The sequence below is a fragment of the Jannaschia faecimaris genome, assembly GCF_900107415.1.
GTDB lineage: Bacteria > Pseudomonadota > Alphaproteobacteria > Rhodobacterales > Rhodobacteraceae > Jannaschia > Jannaschia faecimaris.
On sequence record NZ_FNPX01000001.1, the window covers coordinates 115,688 to 133,396 of the forward strand.

The window sequence follows — 17,709 nt, forward strand, 5'->3', positions numbered from 1 at the left end:
GCCGGATTGCTCTTCTGGCAGGCGATCTGGTTTCTGTACATCCAGGCCGAACTCTCGGCCGCCGAGGCGATCCTGATGTACGCCATCTTCGACGTGAGCACGACGGTTCTGGAGGTTCCGTCGGGCTGGCTCTCGGACCATTGGGGTCGCCGCCGCACCCTCCTCGTCGCGGCCTTCGCCGGAGTGGCGACCGCGATGATGCAAGCGATGGGCGGCCCGTTCTGGTGGTTCGCCGTTGCTCAGGTGCTTCTGGCGACGCAAGTGGCCTTCGCATCCGGAACAGACAGTTCGCTCCTCTACGAGTCCCTAGCCGCCGAAGGCCGGGAGGAGGAGATCGAGGCGCAAGAGTTGCGCGGCTGGCGGGCCGGGTTCGCGGCCCTCGCGCTCTCGGCTCTGGGGGGCGGTGCCCTGGCACGATTCGATCTGACTTGGCCCTATATCGCGAGTGCGGCGGGCTTCGGCGTCCTCCTGGCCGTCACATGGATGTTCCGCGAGCCGCCACAGGCCACCAACGACCCGACGGGCCCGTCGCGCCTGAACCTGTTGCGCGATGCGGTCCGGCAACCGGTGCTCCTCTGGCTTTCGGGTTTGGCGATCGTGATGTATGCCTTCAGCCACGTGCCTTTTGTCTTCGGCCAGCCCTTCATCGAACGCGCCCTTGCCAGTACTGACTTCGCCTCCGAGACACCCATCATCAGCGGTGCCATAACTGCCGCGATGATGACGGTATCGCTTGCCGTGTCACTGGTCGCACCTCGCCTTCGGGCGGCCATCGGCCTGACAGCGATGCTCCTGGGGGCTTTTGCCCTGCAATTGGCGCTGCCGGGCGCGCTGGCCATCGCGACGGGGCCGCTGGCCGTCCTGCTGCTGATGGCGCGGATGGTGCCCGACGCGCTTGCCCGACCGTTCCTGATCGCGCGGATTCAACCGCTCCTGCCTGACGGCAGCCGCGCGACCTACCTGTCGCTGCAAAGCCTGCTTGGCCGTCTGTTCTTCGCCGCCACTCTCTGGATCGCGGCAAGCGGCACGACCGAAGTGGGCCAGATGCCCGAGGCCGACGTGCGCTTGATCCTTGGGGCCTATGCCGTCGGGGGCAGCGTGATCCTCATCACGCTGGCGCTGCTTTCGCGTCGCCTTAGAATCGAGAAGCCGTGACCCCCCTCATCTCGGGAACTTGGCGGGGGCACGGGGCTGGCCCCCGCGTGTTCACCCTGCCAAAAGGCGGCACCCAAAGCCCGGAGCACAGACATGGCCTTCACCCTTGCCACCTGGAACATCAATTCAGTCCGCCTGCGAGAAGAGCTTGTGCTGCGCTTCCTGCGGGAGGAAGCGCCAGATGTGCTATGCCTGCAGGAGTGCAAGTCCCCGGTGGACAAGATTCCGACCGAAGGATTCGCATCGCTGGGCTATACCCACATGGTTGCGCGCGGACAGAAGGGATACAACGGCGTCGCCATCCTGTCGAAGCTGCCGATCGCCGAGGCCGGGGCCGAAGATCATGCGAAGCTCGGCCACGCGCGCCACATCGCCGGACGGTTGGAGAACGGGGTCACGATCCACAACTTCTATGTCCCCGCCGGTGGCGACAAACCCGACCGGCAGATCAATGAAAAATTCGGCCAGAAACTCGACTACCTGTCCGACATGCGCGACGCCTTCCATGCTGCCGCGCCCCAAAAGGCGATCCTTGTGGGCGATCTGAACATCGCACCCCGCGAAGATGACGTGTGGGACCACAAGAAGCTGCTCAAAGTGGTCAGCCACACACCGGTCGAAGTCGAGTCGCTGGCGCAGACTCAGGAAGCGGGCAAATGGGTCGACGTGACGCGCGCCGACATTCCCGATGGCAATCTGTACAGCTGGTGGTCCTACCGTTCCCCGGATTGGGACACCGCCGACAAGGGCCGGCGACTGGATCACGTCTGGGCCACGCCCGACATCTCCAGCGCCGCGCATTCCAGCCGGGTGCTGCGTCACGTGCGCGGCTGGGACAAACCGTCCGACCACGCGCCGGTGCTTGCCACCTTTGACCTTTGAAGGGTTGGAATATGTGGCGCTCGGTCGCATATAACCTGCCAACAGAGGAGTCCGCCCGATGATCGAACTTGGCCAGTCCCAGACCGACACACCAACCGACCTGATCCGCGACGTCGACGAGAGGTCCTTCATGGTAGAGGTGGTCGAGAAATCGATGACCACCCCCGTAATCGTGGATTTCTGGGCCCCATGGTGCGGCCCCTGCAAAACGCTGGGCCCGCAGTTGGAGCAGGCCGTTACGGGTCACAAGGGCGCGGTGATCATGGCCAAGGTCGATGTCGACCGAAACCAGCAGATCGCGGCCCAGTTGCAGATCCAGTCTATCCCAACCGTTTACGCATTCTGGCAGGGCAAGCCGGTAGATGGTTTTCAGGGGGCCGTCAGCCAGAATGAAGTCGCCGAGTTCGTAAAGCGCACTGCCGCACTGGGTGGCGGGGCCGAGGAAGACGACGGTCTTGCCGAAGCCATTGCCGCGGCCGAGGAAATGCTCGACGCGGGCGAAGCCGTTGACGCTGCCCAGACGTTCGCCGCCGTTCTGGGCGAGGAGCCGGAAAACGCCGTCGCCTATGGCGGACTGATCCGCGCGCATCTGGCGCTTGGCGAGGTGGACGAGGCTGAAACGCTAGTCAACGACGCACCCGAAGCCTTGGAGGGCACCGCCGAAATCGATGCTGCCCGCGCCCAGATCGCATTGGCCCGCCAATCGGCGAATGCAGGCCCTGTCGCCGACCTGACCGCCGCCGTCGAGGCCGACGAGAACGACCATCAGGCGCGCCTCGACCTGGCCGCCGCCTTGCAGGCCAACGGCGACACCGAAGCCGCGGTCGATCAGCTGCTGGAATTGTTTCGCCGCGACCGGGAGTGGAATGACGGGGCAGCGCGAGCGCAGTTGTTCACGATTTTCGAGGCCATGAAGCCGACGGACCCGATTGTTCTGAAGGGACGCCGCAAGTTGTCGTCGATGATCTTTGCCTGACGCACCCCGCGCTCTAGGTTCCTGACCATGTATCGATCGAATGACCTCCCCCCGACGATCCCCGTGTTTCCCCTTCCGGGGGCGCTGATGCTTCCGCGCGCCCGCTTGCCGCTGCACATCTTCGAGCCTCGTTACCTTCAGATGATTGATGACACTCTGAAGACGGACCATCGCCTGATCGGAATGGTCCAGCCGCGCGCCCAGACGACCGGCGACGGGCGGGAATTGCAGTCGATCGGCTGCGCCGGACGGCTGACCCAACTGTCCGAGACCGAGGACGGCCGCTACATGATCACGCTGGCCGGTGTGTCGCGCTATCGGATCACGCGCGAGGTGTCTGGCTTTCAGCCTTATCTTCAAGCCGACGTCAGTTGGGCCGGCTTTGAGCGGGATCTCGGCAAACCCGAAGTCGACAAGACTTTCGATCGGCCGGCCTTCCTAGACCTGTTGCACCGTTATTTCGAGGCGCAGTCCCTCTCGACCGACTGGGACAGCTTGAAAGATGCGGACGAAGAGTTGCTGATAAATTCTCTCTCGATGCTCTGTCCGTTCGAGCCGGAGGAAAAGCAGGCGCTTCTGGAAGCGCCCAGCCTTGGCACCCGTCGCGAGACAGTTGTGACCCTGATGGAATTCGCCCTGCGCGGCGGAGAAGGCGAAAGCATGCTGCAATGAGCGACGGCAAGGCCCCGACCCATGACCGCAAGATGCTGGAAGCGCTGGTTTGCCCCCAGACGAACAGTTCGCTGTCGTATGACGCGGATGCTCAGGAATTGGTGTCCAAGTCCGCGCGGCTGGCCTTCCCGATCCGGGGCGGCATTCCGATCATGCTGATTGACGAGGCCCGCAAGCTGGATTGATGCTCAGCCGCGCATCAGGCGGGGCAGGTCGCCGGAAATCCCCGCCGCCTCGCTGATAAACTTTCGGCGCAAGACCGGCATGTTGGAAATCGCCCCCATGCCAAGGTCGCGCCCCAAGCGCAGAATAGGGTTGTCGTTAGAAAACAGCTTGTTCACCGCGTCCGTCGCGATCCCCATGACCGAGGTATCGAACCGACGCCAGCGCTGATACCGCGCCAACACGTCCGCCGCGCCGATATCCTCCCCGCGCGCGCGGGCACGCCCGAGCACATGGGCCAGCGCGGCCACATCCTTGATACCGAGATTCAGACCCTGACCCGCGATCGGGTGGATACCATGGGCCGCATCCCCCACGAGGGCGATATGGTCCGCGACGAAAGCATTGGCCAGCGTCAGGCCGAGGGGATAGCTGTGCCGCGCGCCGAGCAATCGGATCTCCCCCAGGAAGTCGCCGAAGCGGGGCCTCAGGATCTCTAGGTAATCGTCGTCGGGCAGCGCGCTCAGGACGCCGGCCGTGTCGCCGCTTTCGGTCCAAACGATGCTGGACCGGTTGCCCCGGAGCGGCAGAATCGCCAGCGGTCCGGCGGGCATGAAGTACTGATGCGCAACGCCGTTGTGCGGCAGGTCGTGTTCAACGGCGCAGACGAGCGCAGTCTGACCGTAATCTTTGGCGGTCCGCCCAATCCCGGCACGGCGGGCAACCCCGCTTTCGCGTCCGTCGGCCCCCAGCAACAGACGCGCCGTCAGCGTCTCGCCCGCCTCCACCTCGACGCCTGCTGCCGTGGCACGTTGATCGCTGACAATCGTGTCAAAGCGCATCTCGATCCGGTCATTCGCGTCACAGGCGGCAAGAAGTGCAGGGCGCAGAAACCGGTCCTCCACCATCTGGCCCATGAACGGCTCGCCGATCTCGGCGGCATCGAAGGCAAGGTGCAGGGGCGAGGCCCCCTGGCCTGCGCGACCGTCACTGGCGCGGATACCCGTCATCGGTTGCGCCGTCCCGGCCAGCGCATTCCACAGACCCAAGGCCCGCATCAGCCGTACAGACCCCAACGCCATCGCGTAAGACCGTCCGTCGAATCCCGCGTCGTCGAAGGTATCGCGCGGCCGCGCGTCGAGAATAAGGGAGGTGAGGCCGGCGTCCGCCAGGGCAAGGGCCGTCAGCGGGCCGGTCAGCCCGCCGCCGACAATGATGACATCTGCATTCATGACCCCAGATATGCCCGCCCGCCCGCCATTGTCCAATCCTCTGCCGCGCTCTAGCGTGACCCGCGACACTTTGACGGAGGCGGCGATGCAGGAATGGTTATGGGCAAGCGCGGCGGACCTGGGCCGGGGCATCGCCAGCGGTGACATCGACGCCGAAGCGCTCTGTGACACCTACCTGTCCGCGATCGCGGGCCACGCCGCGCGCGACGACATCTATGCTAGGCTGACCGACGACCGCGCCCGGGCCGAAGCGGCGGCAGCGGCGCGCCGTGCGGGCCTCGGCCTGCGCCGGGGGCCGCTGGACGGTGTGCCGGTCAGTTGGAAAGACCTGTTCGATACCGCCGGCGTCGCGACCGAAGCGGGCACCGCGCTGCTGAAGGGTCGTGTGCCGCAGGACGACGCGACCGTGCTGGCCAATGCGACCCACGGCGGGTCGGTCTGCCTCGGCAAGACGCATATGTCGGAATTGGCCTTTTCGGGCCTTGGCCTGAACCCGATGACCGCAACGCCCCACAATCGCAACGACACGGATCGGGTGCCCGGCGGGTCGTCGTCAGGGGCGGCGGCCTCGGTCGCCTTTGGCCTCGCCCCGGTGGGCATCGGGTCGGACACGGGCGGTTCGGTACGAAACCCGGCGGCCTGGAATGACCTCGTGGGCCTCAAGACGACATTGGGCCGGGTGAGCACCGCCGGTGTGGTCCCCCTGGTCGAGACAATGGACACCATCGGCCCGCTTTCGCGCACGGTAGAGGACGCGGCCTTGATGCTGGCACTTCTGGAAGGCGGCAAGGCGGCGGACCTGTCTGGAGCAACCCTGAAGGGTAAGCGGCTGCTTGTGCTGGCCGATTATGCGGACACCAGCCGCGACGCCCCCCGCGTCGCCTTCAAACACGCCGTGGAGCGGTTCCAAGATGCCGGGGCGGTCGTCGAGAGGGGGGAAGTCACGGCCGTCAAGGACGCGATGGACCTGACCCCCCTGCTGTTCGCGCCCGAAGGCTACGCGATCTGGCGCGACGTGATCGAGGCCAATCCCCATCTGATGTTCGACCGCATACTGGAACGCTTTCGCCAAGGGCGCGACGTCAAGGCCGCCGATGTACTGGACGCGCATCGCAAGCGCCGCGCGGCTGAAGCCGCCTATCTGAGTGCCACTGCCGGGTACGACGCTGTGATTCTGCCAACTGCCGCGATTCTGCCCCCCGATCGGGAACGATTGATGACGGACGAGGACTACTACGTCACCGAAAACCTTATGGCGCTGCGCAATACCCGCGTCGGCAACGTTCTGGGCCTCTGCGGTCTGACCCTGCCCACGGGCGTGCCGATGTGTGGCGTCATGGCGCTCTGCCCCCCGATGCAGGAAGAACGGTTGCTACGGCTGGGCGCGGCGATGGAGACCGCGCTTGGATGAGATCCAGGGAGACGACAGCCGCTCTGCGCATCTCAACGGCAACCAACATGGACTTTGCCTCTTGCGGAACAGGCCACTCGGCCACGGCTTAGGTGGGAACGGGGTCCATATCCGGACAGCACAGAAAGTTGAGATGCCTTGGACGGCCTGATCGCACTCATCATGCTGATTGGATTCATCGTCATTATCGCCAAGATCAGTCGGAAGGCATCAGGCAATGGAGCGCTGCCCAAACGCGTCGAACCGCTAACAAGACCCGTGAAAAGGGCACCGCTCCCGGTGGCCAAAGCTCCTCGCACGACCACGTCGGTGATTCTGAATGGTTCCGCCCGTATCATCGACGGAGATACGGGCGTCATCCAGCGCGCCCGATCCGTCTCTTCGGTGTGGATGCTCCAGAAATGAACCATCCCCATGGCAACAATGCAAAATGGGCGCTTATCCACATGTGCAAGGGTCAAAAGATCCGGGCCGAAGTACCACAGAAAGACGTTCACGATCGGACGGTCGCACGATGCTACCTACCCGATGGACGCGATCTTTCGGCGGAAATGGTGAAGGCAGGTTTTGCAATTGACTGACCGAAATACTCCGGCGGGATCTACCGCACGCTGGAGGTACCTGACGCGCGCAAGAAGATGTGGCTGGCAGACGCCCGACAGAAGGGGCGAATGGACGTGTGGGACAGGTTCGAGACGAACCAAAAGCAGCGACGGAGGTAATACCGCCCTCGACCGACCCCAAAGCCACACCTGCATGACGCACCGACGTTTACCGTAGACCCCGGCCCCATGCCTTTGCTATCGTGCTAAAAATGGGGCCGTTAGAGCACCCGTATCGAGGCTACAGGCGATGATTTCTCCGAAGCGGTTCTCCGAACTGCCTGAATATGCGTTTCCGCGTCTGCGGACATTGCTTGGCGACCTGTCGCCCGGCAGCAATACGCCGATTCAGATGACCATCGGCGACCCGCGCCACGCACCGCCCGCACTGGTGGGCGAGGTGATTGCGCGGCACAACGCGGCCTTCATGTCCTATCCGCCCAACGACGGCGCGCCCGAACTTCTGGGGGCTTGTGCCGGATGGTTGAAGCGGCGCTACGGCTACGATGCCGACCCGGAGCGGGACATCCTCGTGCTCAACGGCACGCGCGAGGGCCTTTATAACGCTGCTATGGCGCTCTGCCCCGAAACCAAGAATGGTCAGCGCCCCGCGATCCTGACGCCGAACCCGTTTTATCAGGTCTATGCCGTGGCCTCTCTCTCGGTGGGGGCGGAACCGGTCTACCTGAATGCGACCAGCGCGACCGGCCACCTGCCCGATTATGACGCGGTTGACCCCGCTCTGCTGAACCGTACGGCCATTATGTACATCTGTTCGCCCGCGAATCCGCAGGGGGCGACGGCCTCGATGGACTACTGGGCGAACCTGCTGCGGCTGGCCGAAAAGCACGATTTCATCATCTGCGCCGACGAATGCTACGCCGAAATATATCGCGGCCAGCCACCCGTGGGCGTGCTGGAAGCGATAAAGGCCACCGGGGCCAACCCTGAGCGGGTCGTGGCGTTCCATTCACTTTCCAAGCGTTCGAACCTTGCGGGTCTGCGCTCGGGCTTCGCCGTGTCTGGTCCGAAAAACATCGCGCGCATGAAGCAATTGCGCGCCTACGCCGGAGCGCCGCTTCCGCTGCCGCTCCAAATGGCCGCCGCCGAAGTCTGGGCCGAAGAAACCCACGTCGAGGAAAACCGCACACTCTACGCGGCAAAGTTCGAGGCGGCCAAGGGCATCTTCCCGGACCTGCAAATTCCCGACGCCGGTTTCTTCCTCTGGCTGCCGGTCGAGGACGGCGAACAGGCGACGCTTAAGCTGTGGCGTGAAGCGGGGGTCAAAGTCCTGCCGGGTGCCTACCTCGCCCGGGATACCGAAGCCGGGAATCCCGGTGACACATACATTCGCGCGGCCCTTGTGGGTCCGCTTGGCGAGACGATCGACGGGCTGACGCGCCTGCGCGATTGCCTTTATTCATAAGGAGGTTTCATGGCCTATCAGGTGCGGCAACGCGATCCCCTTCTGGACTCAAGCATGCAGATCAGCCTGGCCCGTCGCGGGCGGGAGGGTCTGGGCGTCCTGATGATGCTGTTCGGGCTGGCGCTAGCCGTCCTGTTGCTCAGCTATCATCCTGACGATCCGAATTGGCTGGCGGCGACAGACGCGGCCCCGCGCAATTGGCTGGGCCTGTTCGGCGCGTCACTGGCCGCACCGCTTTACCTGGTTCTGGGCTATGGCTCTTTGGGGTTGGCCGCGGGGTTGATGATCTGGGGACTGCGCTTTGCTGTCCACGCAGGATCCGAGCGTGCCTTGCCGCGCGGATTGTTCGTTCCGGGTTGGGTGCTGCTCCTGTCGCTTTATTCGGCATCGATGGTCCCGGGGGTCGGCTGGACGCATGATTTCGGCCTCGGCGGGTTGTTCGGTGATACGGCTCTTGGGGCGCTGCTCCAGATCCTGCCAATCACGGCATCGATCGGGCTCAAGATCCTTTCACTGGCGATTGCCGGTGCAACGGTCCTCGGCGGTGCCTGGGTGCTGGGATGCACGCGCGACGACCTGCGCCGGGCCTGGGTCTTCTTCCTGACCGGCCTCGGCAATGCCGTGCATATGATAAAGCTGGCGACCGGATCGGCCGCGCGTGGAGCCGCAGTCGGCACGATGAAAAGCGCCGCCGCCATCCGCGAGGCCCGCGCCTCGCGCGAGGAAGAAGCCTTCGAAGACGACGTGTTCGAGCAGGAAGAGACACCGACCCGGCGCAACCTGATGTCCTGGCTGCCACAGCGCACAATGACCGAGCCCTTGGCCGATGACAGTCTGTCAGACGACGGCGAAGACCGGGTCAGCGCCCGCATCGCCAGTGCCGTGCGCACCCGCGTACGCCGCGCAAATATTGCACAGGCCCTGACCCCTGCCCCCGGCGCGCCCATGGCCCCGACAGCGCGGGTCGAACCGACGCTTGCCGTCGCACCGCGCCCCGAGTCGACCTTGCAAACCGCGCCGACAGCCGACACCAACGCCAGCATACGCCCCCCCGGCCTGGACGAAGACACGCTGATCGAAACAGCCGATCCCACTCCGCAGCCGACAACGCGCCAAGCCCTGTCGCGCAAAGTGGTGCAACCCGCAGCCAAGCCCGCGCAGCCGTCAAGGCAGGCCCGCGCGGAAGCGCAGCCCGCGCTCCAGTTCGAGGCGAAGGCCAACGACTACGAGATGCCGCCTCTTGGCTTGCTGGCCGACCCCTCAACGGTCGAACGGCACGTCTTGTCCGACGAAGCGCTGGAAGAGAATGCCCGCATGCTGGAGACAGTGCTGGATGACTACGGCGTCAAAGGCGAGATCGTCAGCGTCCGTCCCGGTCCCGTCGTCACCATGTACGAGCTGGAGCCGGCCGCCGGCCTCAAGGCAAGCCGCGTCATCGGACTGGCTGACGATATCGCGCGATCCATGTCGGCCCTGTCGGCACGTGTCTCGACTGTACCGGGCCGCACTGTCATCGGCATCGAACTCCCGAACGAACGGCGCGAGAAAGTCGTTCTGCGCGAAATCCTGTCCGCCCGCGACTTCGGCGACTCGAGCCAGGAACTGCCGCTGGCACTGGGCAAGGACATCGGCGGCGCGCCCATCGTCGCGAACCTGGCCAAGATGCCCCACCTGCTGATCGCCGGTACCACGGGTTCGGGCAAGTCGGTCGCAATCAACACCATGATCCTGTCGCTGCTCTACAAGCTTCCGCCGGAAGACTGCCGGATGATCATGATCGACCCGAAGATGCTGGAACTGTCGGTCTATGACGGCATTCCGCACCTGCTGTCCCCCGTCGTGACCGACCCCAAGAAGGCCGTCGTGGCCCTGAAATGGACCGTGGGCGAAATGGAGGAGCGCTACCGCAAGATGTCCCGAATGGGCGTGCGCAACATCTCGGGCTACAACGGTCGGGTGAAGGATGCGCTCGACAAGGGCGAAATGTTCAGCCGAACGGTACAGACCGGCTTCGACGATGAGACAGGGGAGCCGATCTTCGAAACCGAGGAGACAGTCCCCGAAAAGCTGCCCTACATCGTCGTGATTGTCGACGAGATGGCCGACCTGATGATGGTCGCCGGCAAGGAGATCGAGGCCTGCATTCAGCGCCTTGCACAGATGGCGCGGGCCTCTGGCATCCACCTTGTCATGGCCACACAGCGCCCGTCCGTTGACGTCATCACTGGCACGATCAAGGCGAACTTTCCGACGCGGATCTCTTTCCACGTCACCTCGAAAATCGACAGCCGCACGATCCTGGGCGAGATGGGGGCCGAGCAACTTCTGGGCATGGGCGACATGCTCTACATGGCTGGCGGCTCCAAGATCACCCGTATCCACGGCCCCTTCTGCTCGGATGAGGAAGTCGAGGAAATCGTCAACCACCTGAAATCCTTCGGCCCGCCGGAATATGCGTCCAGCGTGCTGGACGGACCCGACGGCGACGCGGCGGGCGACATCGACGCGGTGCTGGGCCTGACGGGCGGCGACTCCGGCGGCGAAGATGCACTCTACGATCAGGCGGTCCAAATCGTCGCTCGTGACCGCAAATGCTCCACCTCCTACATCCAGCGCAAGCTGGGCATCGGCTACAACAAGGCCGCGCGCCTGGTTGAGCAGATGGAGGACAACGGCGCGGTGACTGCGGCCAACCACGTCGGCAAGCGCGACATCCTGCTGCCGGATCCGAACGGGTAGGCAAGAATGTCGGCCAGAAGCCTTATCGATCGGTCTTGCGCGCGCAGCATCGGTTGCTGCGGCGAAGGAATCCGGCACCGCTACCGTTGAGATGGAACCCGCGCCTTCCTCGCCGGTGAGGTTCTTTGGCAGACGGCGGGATACAGGGATTTCCCTCCTCAGAATGGTGCTGACCGGGTTTACGAAATCATCGATGCCGACTCCTGAATGGTCCGTGCCGTGTCGTCTTCGATGTGGATGATGACAGCTCGTCCTTATCTCGGCTGTTCGCTGCGAACTGGTCTCTCGATACCACGGCAGCCACGTTCTCGTTCCCGACCTCTTCAGGATTGAGGGACTTCCGGTGCAGGTAAAGTCGCACGATTCAGCACCCGTTGAACTCCACCATTTTATGGAAGAGCGCGAGAACCCTGCATGGATGGCGACGCGTGGTGCCCGCTACCCGCCGCATGACCGCAGCGAGTTTTCCGGCTTTGGTGTGGTGGTCACCTACCCGCAGGATTGCGACTTGAAGGTCGGGCTGCGCATCTACGCGCCACACTACGTCGCCGGGATCGGCAAGATGGTCCGTGCCCTCGCCAAGCGCATGGTCACGATCCCGACCTGCCTCGAAGTCACAGACGACGCGCCCCGCGGCGGGGCGGAAATGCGGCTAGCGTTTCTTCGCGCCGAGAATGCGGAACTGCGGGGTGCTCTCCGGAAGTTCGGGCGTGAGATTCTTGGTGGCACTCTACCGCTCGCCGCGCTCTCTTCCTCTGCCTGCAAATGCCTCGTGGTCCTGCCCGGCGTCCTGCGATCTCGTGCCACGAACGGCTGGAACATCCGCCCTACTCTACGTCCGACGCAGATCAGCCGCATATCACCCGTGAATCACCCCCGCTCTCCGACGTCGAAACCCTCTCCTTGAGCCAGATCAAGGCGACCGCCCCGCCACTCCGTCACAACAGCATCCCGACCCGGAACTCTGTGGAGGATCAGATGAACAAGCAGCCGTCGAATGCCGAAAGCATCGCCGTCGCCCGCCCCCGCGCCCGGTTCGAGGTGGTCCCCTATCCGTACAAGCGGCACCTCGCCCGCGCCGCTTACGAGGTCGAAAAGGCCGCTTTGCAGGTGGAGTTACTGAAGGTTCAACGCTGGGTCCAGGAGTCCGGGCAAAAGGTCGTCATGCTGTTCGAGGGCCGGGACGCGGCAGGCAAGGGCGGCACGATCAAGCGCTTCACGGAGCATCTGAATCCGCGCGCGGCCCGCGTCGTTGCCCTCAACAAGCCGACCGAAGAGGAGCGCGGACAGTGGTTTTTCCAACGCTACGTCAAACACTTGCCGACGGCGGGCGAGATCGTTCTCTATGACCGGTCGTGGTATAACCGCGCGGGCGTAGAGCGGGTCATGCGCTTTTGCGAACCGACCGAATACCTGGAATTCATGCGTCAGACGCCGGAGTTCGAACGGATGCTGGCCCGGTCGGGCATTCGGCTCTACAAGTACTGGTTCTCCGTCACCCGCGGTGAGCAGCGAAAACGCTTCACCTCGCGCGAGACGGATCCGCTGAAGCAGTGGAAACTCTCGCCCATCGATCGTGCGTCCCTCGACAAATGGGACGATTACACCGAGGCGAAGGAGGCGATGTTCTTCTACACCGATACCGCCGACGCGCCTTGGACCGTAGTCCGGTCCGATGACAAGAAGCGTGCACGCCTGAACTGCATGCGGCATTTCCTGTCGACAATCGACTATCCGGACAAGAACCTCAACGTCGCACAGCCCCCCGACCCGAAGATCGTGCTGCACGCCGGTCACGTGGTCCACCGGTCGGACCACGTACTGGCCGCGTCGCTGCACCCGGACAACCGGCACAACGCCTGATTACGCGGACAACCGCTGTCACCCTTCTGTCATCGCATATCGGTGGGACTTGGCGCACATCGTACCTATATCCCATTCGAACACAGAACGGACTCGGACTCAGCTTATGCGTATCCTCACCCTCGCCGCGACGCTTGTAGCACTTGCACTGCCCGCCTCGGCCGAAATTCCGATCAACGAGGTCAGCGCCTACCTCAACAGTTTCAGGACCGCCAAGGCGGAGTTCACGCAAGTGAACGGCGATGGGTCCATCTCGACCGGGGATCTGTCGATCCGGCGGCCCGGCAATGCGCGCTTCGACTACGACGCCCCCAACAGTGGTCTGGTGATCGCCGGCGGCCAGCAGGTCGCCATTTTCGACCCCGTTTCGAACACGCCGCCCGAACAGTACCCCTTGTCGCAAACTCCGCTGTCGCTGATCCTGGCGCAGAATGTTGACTTCGGCCGCTCCGGGATGCTGGTCGCCCACGACGGCGACAACACGCAAACCGCCATCACGTTGCAGGACCCCGAGAACCCCGAGTACGGGACTATCAAGCTGATCTTCACGCCCGCCCCCGTAACTCTGCGCCAATGGGTCATTACCGATGATGCCGGATCACAGACGACTGTGATCCTGGGTAACATGGACACCGATGTCAGCATCGGGGCGAGCCAGTTCAACATCCCCCTGGAGATGCAACGACGCGGCATGTCGAACTGAGGCAGGTCTCCGGTCCCAGCCCGACCTCGGCCCGGGCAGTATGCCACAATCATAAGAACCGACCCATGAAGATGGACCTGTACCGCCCGCCGCGCGTTGAGCAGCATCGCCGCTAAAGGAGACAAACATGTCCAAGGTACTTTTCATTCTGACGTCGCACGACAAACTGGGCGACACAGGCAACCCGACCGGTTTCTACATCGACGAAATGGCCGCGCCGTACTGGGCGCTGACCGACGCCGGGCACGACGTGACCATCGCGTCAGTCAAGGGCGGCAAGCCCCCGATCGACCCGAACTCTCTGGACGACGATCCGTCGAAACGGCCCGAGCCGGTCACACGCTTTCTGGATGACGCAGAGGCCAGCACCAAGTTGAAGAATACGCCCGCCGTCGCCACGCTCCATGTGGCCGATTACGATGCGGTCTTCCTGCCCGGCGGCCACGGCACCATGTGGGACTTCGCCGACAACGCCGACATCGCCCGACTGGTGAGCGGTATTTACGCCAAAGAGGGCGTCGTGGGCGCGGTGTGCCATGGTCCTGCGGGCCTGCTGGGCGCGACCAAGCCCGACGGATCGCCGCTTGTGGCGGGCCTGCGCGTCAACGGCTTCACCGACAGCGAGGAACATGCCGTCGGCCTGACGGATCAGGTTCCGTATCTTTTGGAGACGCGCCTGCGCGAACTGGGCGGAAAGTTCGACAACGGAGCCGATTGGGATGCTTTCGCCGTGACCGACAGCCGCCTGGTCACCGGCCAAAACCCGCAGTCGGCCGAGAAGGTCGGCGCGCAGATGGTCGACGCACTGGCTTGATTTAGAGCTGTGACAGACGGCCCAGCGGGATCTTGAGATAGGTCTCGCCGTCGGCTTCGGGCGGGGGCATGTTTCCCGCCCGCATATTCACCTGGATCGACGGAATGATAAGTTTGGGCATGCCCAGCTTGGCATCCCGTTCGGTGCGGAACGCCACGAATTCGGCCTGCGTCTTTCCACCGCCCACGTGCAGGTTATCCGCCTTTTCCGAAGCGACAGTGGTTTCCCAACAGAACGTCTCGCGCCCCGGTGCCTTGTAGTCGTGGCATAGAAACAGCCGCGTATCGTCTGGCAGGGAGAGCACCTTCTGAATGCTGTCGTAAAGCTGCTCGGCCGACCCACCGGGGAAATCGCAGCGCGCCGTGCCGTAGTCGGGCATGAACAGCGTATCGCCCACGAAGGCCGCATCCCCGACCACGTAGGTCACACAGGCAGGCGTATGGCCCGGCGTATGCATCACCCTTACCTCCATGTTGCCGATCGCGAAGGTATCGCCGTCCGCGAACAGAACGTCGAACTGGCTGCCGTCCATCTGAAAATCGGTACCGGCGTTGAACACCTTACCAAATACGCGCTGCACCTCGTCGATGCGATTGCCGATGCCCATTTTCGCGCCGGTCTTACGCGCCATATAGGGCATCGCCGAAAGGTGGTCCGCGTGGACATGCGTCTCCAGCACCCATTCCACGGTCAGACCCTGCCGCACGACCTCGGCCAGAACGGCATCGGCGGACCTCTGGGAAATATCGCCCGACGCCGGGTCGAAATCCAGGATCGAGTCGATCACCGCACAGGCGGTCGATGCGGGATCGCGGACGATGTGGCAAACGGCGTTCGTCGCCTCGTCAAAGAAACTGATCACCTGCGGCTGGGTCATGGCGGGTCCTCCTGACGTCAGGGTTGTTGTGGAAAACACCCCCTGTCAATGCGCCGTCCGGCACCGGTGCGGACGGACACCCCGCCTAAAGTGTCGCCGCCAGCCGGGTCCCCTGATCGATGGCACGCTTGGCGTCCAGTTCCGCCGCAACGTCAGCCCCGCCGATGATGTGGCACCTGATGCCCTGCTCCTCCAACGCGTCGGCAAGGCTTCGGTCGGGCAGCTGACCGGCGCAAAGCACGATCGTATCCGCCGGGATGACGGTCGGGTTTTCCCGCGCCGCGCCCATGCTGATCATCAACCCTTCGTCGGTTACCCGCTCGTAATTCACGCCGCCCATCATCTTCACGTTCTTCATGCGCAGACCCATGCGGTGGATCCAGCCAGTCGTCTTACCCAGTCGCTTGCCCGGTGCCTCGGGCTTGCGTTGCAGCAAAGTGACCTGCCGCGCGGGGCCCTTAGGTTGCGGACCTTCGGGCGATAGGCCGCCGCGATGCGCCTCGGGGTCGGCGATGCCCCAGTCATGCATCCATTCGGGCAGGTTCTCGGTCGCGGAATGCCCGTCGTGGACAAGGAAGTCTGACACGTCAAAGCCGATTCCGCCCGCCCCGACCACTGCCACGCGCGGACCGACCTTGGCCCCACCGCGCAGGACATCAATGTAACTGATGACGCGGGCGTCGTCCTGCCCCTCGATTCCCGGATCGCGGGGGGAAACGCCGGTGGCGATGATAACCTCATCGAAATTTGACAGCATATCGGCGGTCACTTCGGTGTTCAGCCGTGTATCCACGCCTGAGGTCTCGATCATGCGGGCGAACCACTCGACGAAGCCCCGGAACTCCTCCTTGCCGGGCACGACCTTGGCCATGTTGAGCTGCCCACCGATTTCGGACGCCCGATCGAACAACGTCACGGTGTGCCCCCGCTCCGCCGCCGTGATCGCCGCCGACAGCCCGGCCGGACCGGCCCCCACAACGGCCACGGTCTTCGGCGCATCGGTCGGGGCGATGACCAGTTCCGTCTCGTGGCAGGCGCGCGGGTTCACCAGACAACTGCTGATCTTGCCCGAGAACGTATGATCCAGGCAGGCCTGATTGCAGGCGATGCAGGGCGCAATCTCCGCCGCCTTGCCCGCCGCTGCCTTGGCGACGAAATGACTGTCCGCCAGGAAGGGCCGCGCCATCGACACTAGGTCGGCGCAGCCGGTGGCCAGAACCTCCTCGGCGACGTCGGGCGTATTGATCCGGTTCGACGTGATCAGCGGGATACCGACCTTACCCATCAGCTTCTTCGTTACCCAGGCAAAGGCAGCGCGGGGCACGCTGGTGGCAATCGTCGGAATGCGCGCCTCGTGCCAGCCGATGCCGGTATTAATGATCGTGGCCCCCGCCGCCTCGACCGCCTGGGCCAATTGTACGACTTCTTCGTGCGTCGACCCGTTGGGGATCAGGTCGATCATCGACAACCGGTAGATGATCGTGAAATCGGGACCCACGGCCTCGCGGCAGCGGCGGACCACCTCGACCGGCAGCCGCATCCGATTCTCGTACGATCCGCCCCAGCGGTCGGTGCGCTTGTTGGTATGGGTCACCAGGAACTGGTTCAGGAAGTACCCCTCGGACCCCATGATCTCGACCCCGTCGTAACCGGCTTCGCGGGCGCGGAGCGTGGCGGTGACAAAATCCTGTATCTGTTTCTCGATGCCCGCCTCGTCCAAAGCCTTGGGTGCAAAAGGCGAAATGGGGGATTTGATGTCCGAGGCGCTGACGCATTCCGGACCGTAGGCGTAACGTCCGGCATGTAGAATCTGCATCGCGATCAACCCGCCCGCGTCGTGCACACGGGCTGTGACGATACGGTGCTTTGCGATGTCATCGTCGTTGAAGAGGCCCGCTGCGCCTGGGAAAACCCCACCTTCACGGCTGGGGGCCATACCGCCGGTGACCATGAGGGCCACGCCACCCCGAGCGCGTTCGGCATAGAATTCCGCCACGCGGTTCCAGTCCTTCGTCTCCTCCAGATTGGTATGCATGGAGCCCATGATGACGCGGTTCTTCAGCGTCATGTGGCCCAGGTCCAGCGGCGACAGAAGGGTGGGGTAGTCGGTCATGGGCGCATTCTCCAAGGCGGTCGGGCGCAGCGTGCCCTCCGGACAAGGGCGGGGGCAAGTGCAGGGTTTCGAAGACGTTGCG

General features: G+C 63.9%; 17 protein-coding genes. 14 read left to right on the plus strand and 3 right to left on the minus strand.

Annotation, left to right across the window (positions count from 1 at the left end):
* Window positions 1–6: 6 nt before the first annotated feature.
* The 5 genes from BLV27_RS00565 (at window position 7) to BLV27_RS00585 (ending at window position 3,870) form a co-directional block, all read left to right on the plus strand.
* The gene (locus tag BLV27_RS00565) at window positions 7–1,155 is read left to right on the plus strand and encodes an MFS transporter (RefSeq protein WP_244504490.1); all 1,149 of its coding nucleotides are present in this window, start codon (window positions 7–9) and stop codon (window positions 1,153–1,155) included.
* 93 nt (window positions 1,156–1,248) lie between these two features.
* Window positions 1,249–2,037: an exodeoxyribonuclease III gene (locus BLV27_RS00570; RefSeq protein WP_092640699.1), complete on the plus strand. Its 789-nt coding sequence runs from the start codon at window positions 1,249–1,251 to the stop codon at window positions 2,035–2,037.
* A 58-nt stretch (window positions 2,038–2,095) separates the two neighbouring features.
* Window positions 2,096–3,013, plus strand: a complete 918-nt coding sequence (locus BLV27_RS00575; RefSeq protein WP_092640702.1) for a tetratricopeptide repeat protein — start codon at window positions 2,096–2,098, stop codon at window positions 3,011–3,013.
* A 27-nt stretch (window positions 3,014–3,040) separates the two neighbouring features.
* Entirely contained in the window at window positions 3,041–3,685 is a 645-nt protein-coding gene (locus BLV27_RS00580) for an LON peptidase substrate-binding domain-containing protein (RefSeq protein WP_092640705.1), read from the plus strand.
* The gene (locus tag BLV27_RS00585; RefSeq protein ID WP_092640707.1) at window positions 3,682–3,870 is read left to right on the plus strand and encodes a Trm112 family protein; all 189 of its coding nucleotides are present in this window, start codon (window positions 3,682–3,684) and stop codon (window positions 3,868–3,870) included. The genes BLV27_RS00580 and BLV27_RS00585 overlap by 4 nt, the downstream gene beginning before the upstream one ends.
* Before the next feature lie 3 nt (window positions 3,871–3,873).
* Here BLV27_RS00585 and BLV27_RS00590 read toward each other — a convergent pair whose 3' ends face one another.
* Window positions 3,874–5,079 (minus strand): FAD-dependent monooxygenase, encoded by a 1,206-nt coding sequence (locus BLV27_RS00590; RefSeq protein ID WP_092640710.1) that lies wholly within the window; start codon window positions 5,077–5,079, stop codon window positions 3,874–3,876.
* An 85-nt stretch (window positions 5,080–5,164) separates the two neighbouring features.
* Between BLV27_RS00590 and BLV27_RS00595 the strand changes: the two genes are divergently transcribed.
* The 9 genes from BLV27_RS00595 to BLV27_RS00635 all read left to right on the plus strand — a co-directional run bounded on the left by BLV27_RS00595 (window position 5,165) and on the right by BLV27_RS00635 (window position 14,637).
* Window positions 5,165–6,490, plus strand: a complete 1,326-nt coding sequence (locus BLV27_RS00595; protein WP_092640714.1) for an amidase — start codon at window positions 5,165–5,167, stop codon at window positions 6,488–6,490.
* A gap of 138 nt (window positions 6,491–6,628) precedes the next feature.
* Window positions 6,629–6,895, plus strand: coding sequence for a hypothetical protein (locus BLV27_RS00600; RefSeq protein ID WP_092640718.1), 267 nt, complete (start codon window positions 6,629–6,631; stop codon window positions 6,893–6,895).
* A complete protein-coding gene (locus BLV27_RS19645) occupies window positions 6,892–7,071 on the plus strand; it encodes a thermonuclease family protein (protein WP_244504491.1) in 180 nt (59 codons plus the stop codon). The genes BLV27_RS00600 and BLV27_RS19645 overlap by 4 nt, the downstream gene beginning before the upstream one ends.
* 271 nt (window positions 7,072–7,342) lie before the next feature.
* Window positions 7,343–8,518, plus strand: a complete 1,176-nt coding sequence (locus tag BLV27_RS00610; RefSeq protein ID WP_092640721.1) for an aminotransferase class I/II-fold pyridoxal phosphate-dependent enzyme — start codon at window positions 7,343–7,345, stop codon at window positions 8,516–8,518.
* Between the two features lie 9 nt (window positions 8,519–8,527).
* A complete protein-coding gene (locus tag BLV27_RS00615) occupies window positions 8,528–11,257 on the plus strand; it encodes a DNA translocase FtsK (RefSeq protein WP_092640724.1) in 2,730 nt (909 codons plus the stop codon).
* Window positions 11,258–11,648: 391 nt separating this feature from the next.
* The gene (locus BLV27_RS00620; protein ID WP_092640727.1) at window positions 11,649–12,164 is read left to right on the plus strand and encodes a hypothetical protein; all 516 of its coding nucleotides are present in this window, start codon (window positions 11,649–11,651) and stop codon (window positions 12,162–12,164) included.
* A gap of 71 nt (window positions 12,165–12,235) precedes the next feature.
* Window positions 12,236–13,120 carry a polyphosphate kinase 2 gene (ppk2, locus tag BLV27_RS00625; protein WP_092640730.1) on the plus strand — a complete coding sequence of 295 codons (885 nt, stop codon included), beginning with the start codon at window positions 12,236–12,238 and terminating at the stop codon, window positions 13,118–13,120.
* Between the two features lie 106 nt (window positions 13,121–13,226).
* On the plus strand, window positions 13,227–13,823 hold the full coding sequence (locus BLV27_RS00630; protein ID WP_092640733.1) for a LolA family protein: 597 nt from the start codon (window positions 13,227–13,229) through the stop codon (window positions 13,821–13,823).
* A gap of 127 nt (window positions 13,824–13,950) precedes the next feature.
* Window positions 13,951–14,637, plus strand: a complete 687-nt coding sequence (locus BLV27_RS00635) for a type 1 glutamine amidotransferase domain-containing protein (RefSeq protein WP_092640736.1) — start codon at window positions 13,951–13,953, stop codon at window positions 14,635–14,637.
* 1 nt (window position 14,638) lies between these two features.
* On the opposite strand, the gene BLV27_RS00640 is transcribed toward BLV27_RS00635, so the two are convergent.
* Window positions 14,639–15,514 (minus strand): MBL fold metallo-hydrolase, encoded by an 876-nt coding sequence (locus BLV27_RS00640; protein ID WP_092640739.1) that lies wholly within the window; start codon window positions 15,512–15,514, stop codon window positions 14,639–14,641.
* Between the two features lie 85 nt (window positions 15,515–15,599).
* Complete coding sequence (locus BLV27_RS00645) at window positions 15,600–17,627, minus strand: NADPH-dependent 2,4-dienoyl-CoA reductase (RefSeq protein WP_092641988.1); 2,028 nt, start codon at window positions 17,625–17,627, stop codon at window positions 15,600–15,602.
* Window positions 17,628–17,709 lie beyond the last annotated feature (82 nt).

Coding starts and splice junctions, on each gene's coding strand:
- BLV27_RS00570 (WP_092640699.1), top strand. CDS start 1,249: ATGGCCTTCACCCTTGCCACCTGGAACATCAATTCAGTCCGCCTGCGA.
- BLV27_RS00575 (WP_092640702.1), top strand. CDS start 2,096: ATGATCGAACTTGGCCAGTCCCAGACCGACACACCAACCGACCTGATC.
- BLV27_RS00580 (WP_092640705.1), top strand. CDS start 3,041: ATGTATCGATCGAATGACCTCCCCCCGACGATCCCCGTGTTTCCCCTT.
- BLV27_RS00585 (WP_092640707.1), top strand. CDS start 3,682: ATGAGCGACGGCAAGGCCCCGACCCATGACCGCAAGATGCTGGAAGCG.
- BLV27_RS00590 (WP_092640710.1), bottom strand. CDS start 5,079: ATGAATGCAGATGTCATCATTGTCGGCGGCGGGCTGACCGGCCCGCTG.
- BLV27_RS00595 (WP_092640714.1), top strand. CDS start 5,165: ATGCAGGAATGGTTATGGGCAAGCGCGGCGGACCTGGGCCGGGGCATC.
- BLV27_RS19645 (WP_244504491.1), top strand. CDS start 6,892: ATGAACCATCCCCATGGCAACAATGCAAAATGGGCGCTTATCCACATG.
- BLV27_RS00610 (WP_092640721.1), top strand. CDS start 7,343: ATGATTTCTCCGAAGCGGTTCTCCGAACTGCCTGAATATGCGTTTCCG.
- BLV27_RS00615 (WP_092640724.1), top strand. CDS start 8,528: ATGGCCTATCAGGTGCGGCAACGCGATCCCCTTCTGGACTCAAGCATG.
- BLV27_RS00620 (WP_092640727.1), top strand. CDS start 11,649: ATGGAAGAGCGCGAGAACCCTGCATGGATGGCGACGCGTGGTGCCCGC.
- ppk2 (WP_092640730.1), top strand. CDS start 12,236: ATGAACAAGCAGCCGTCGAATGCCGAAAGCATCGCCGTCGCCCGCCCC.
- BLV27_RS00630 (WP_092640733.1), top strand. CDS start 13,227: ATGCGTATCCTCACCCTCGCCGCGACGCTTGTAGCACTTGCACTGCCC.
- BLV27_RS00635 (WP_092640736.1), top strand. CDS start 13,951: ATGTCCAAGGTACTTTTCATTCTGACGTCGCACGACAAACTGGGCGAC.
- BLV27_RS00640 (WP_092640739.1), bottom strand. CDS start 15,514: ATGACCCAGCCGCAGGTGATCAGTTTCTTTGACGAGGCGACGAACGCC.
- BLV27_RS00645 (WP_092641988.1), bottom strand. CDS start 17,627: ATGACCGACTACCCCACCCTTCTGTCGCCGCTGGACCTGGGCCACATG.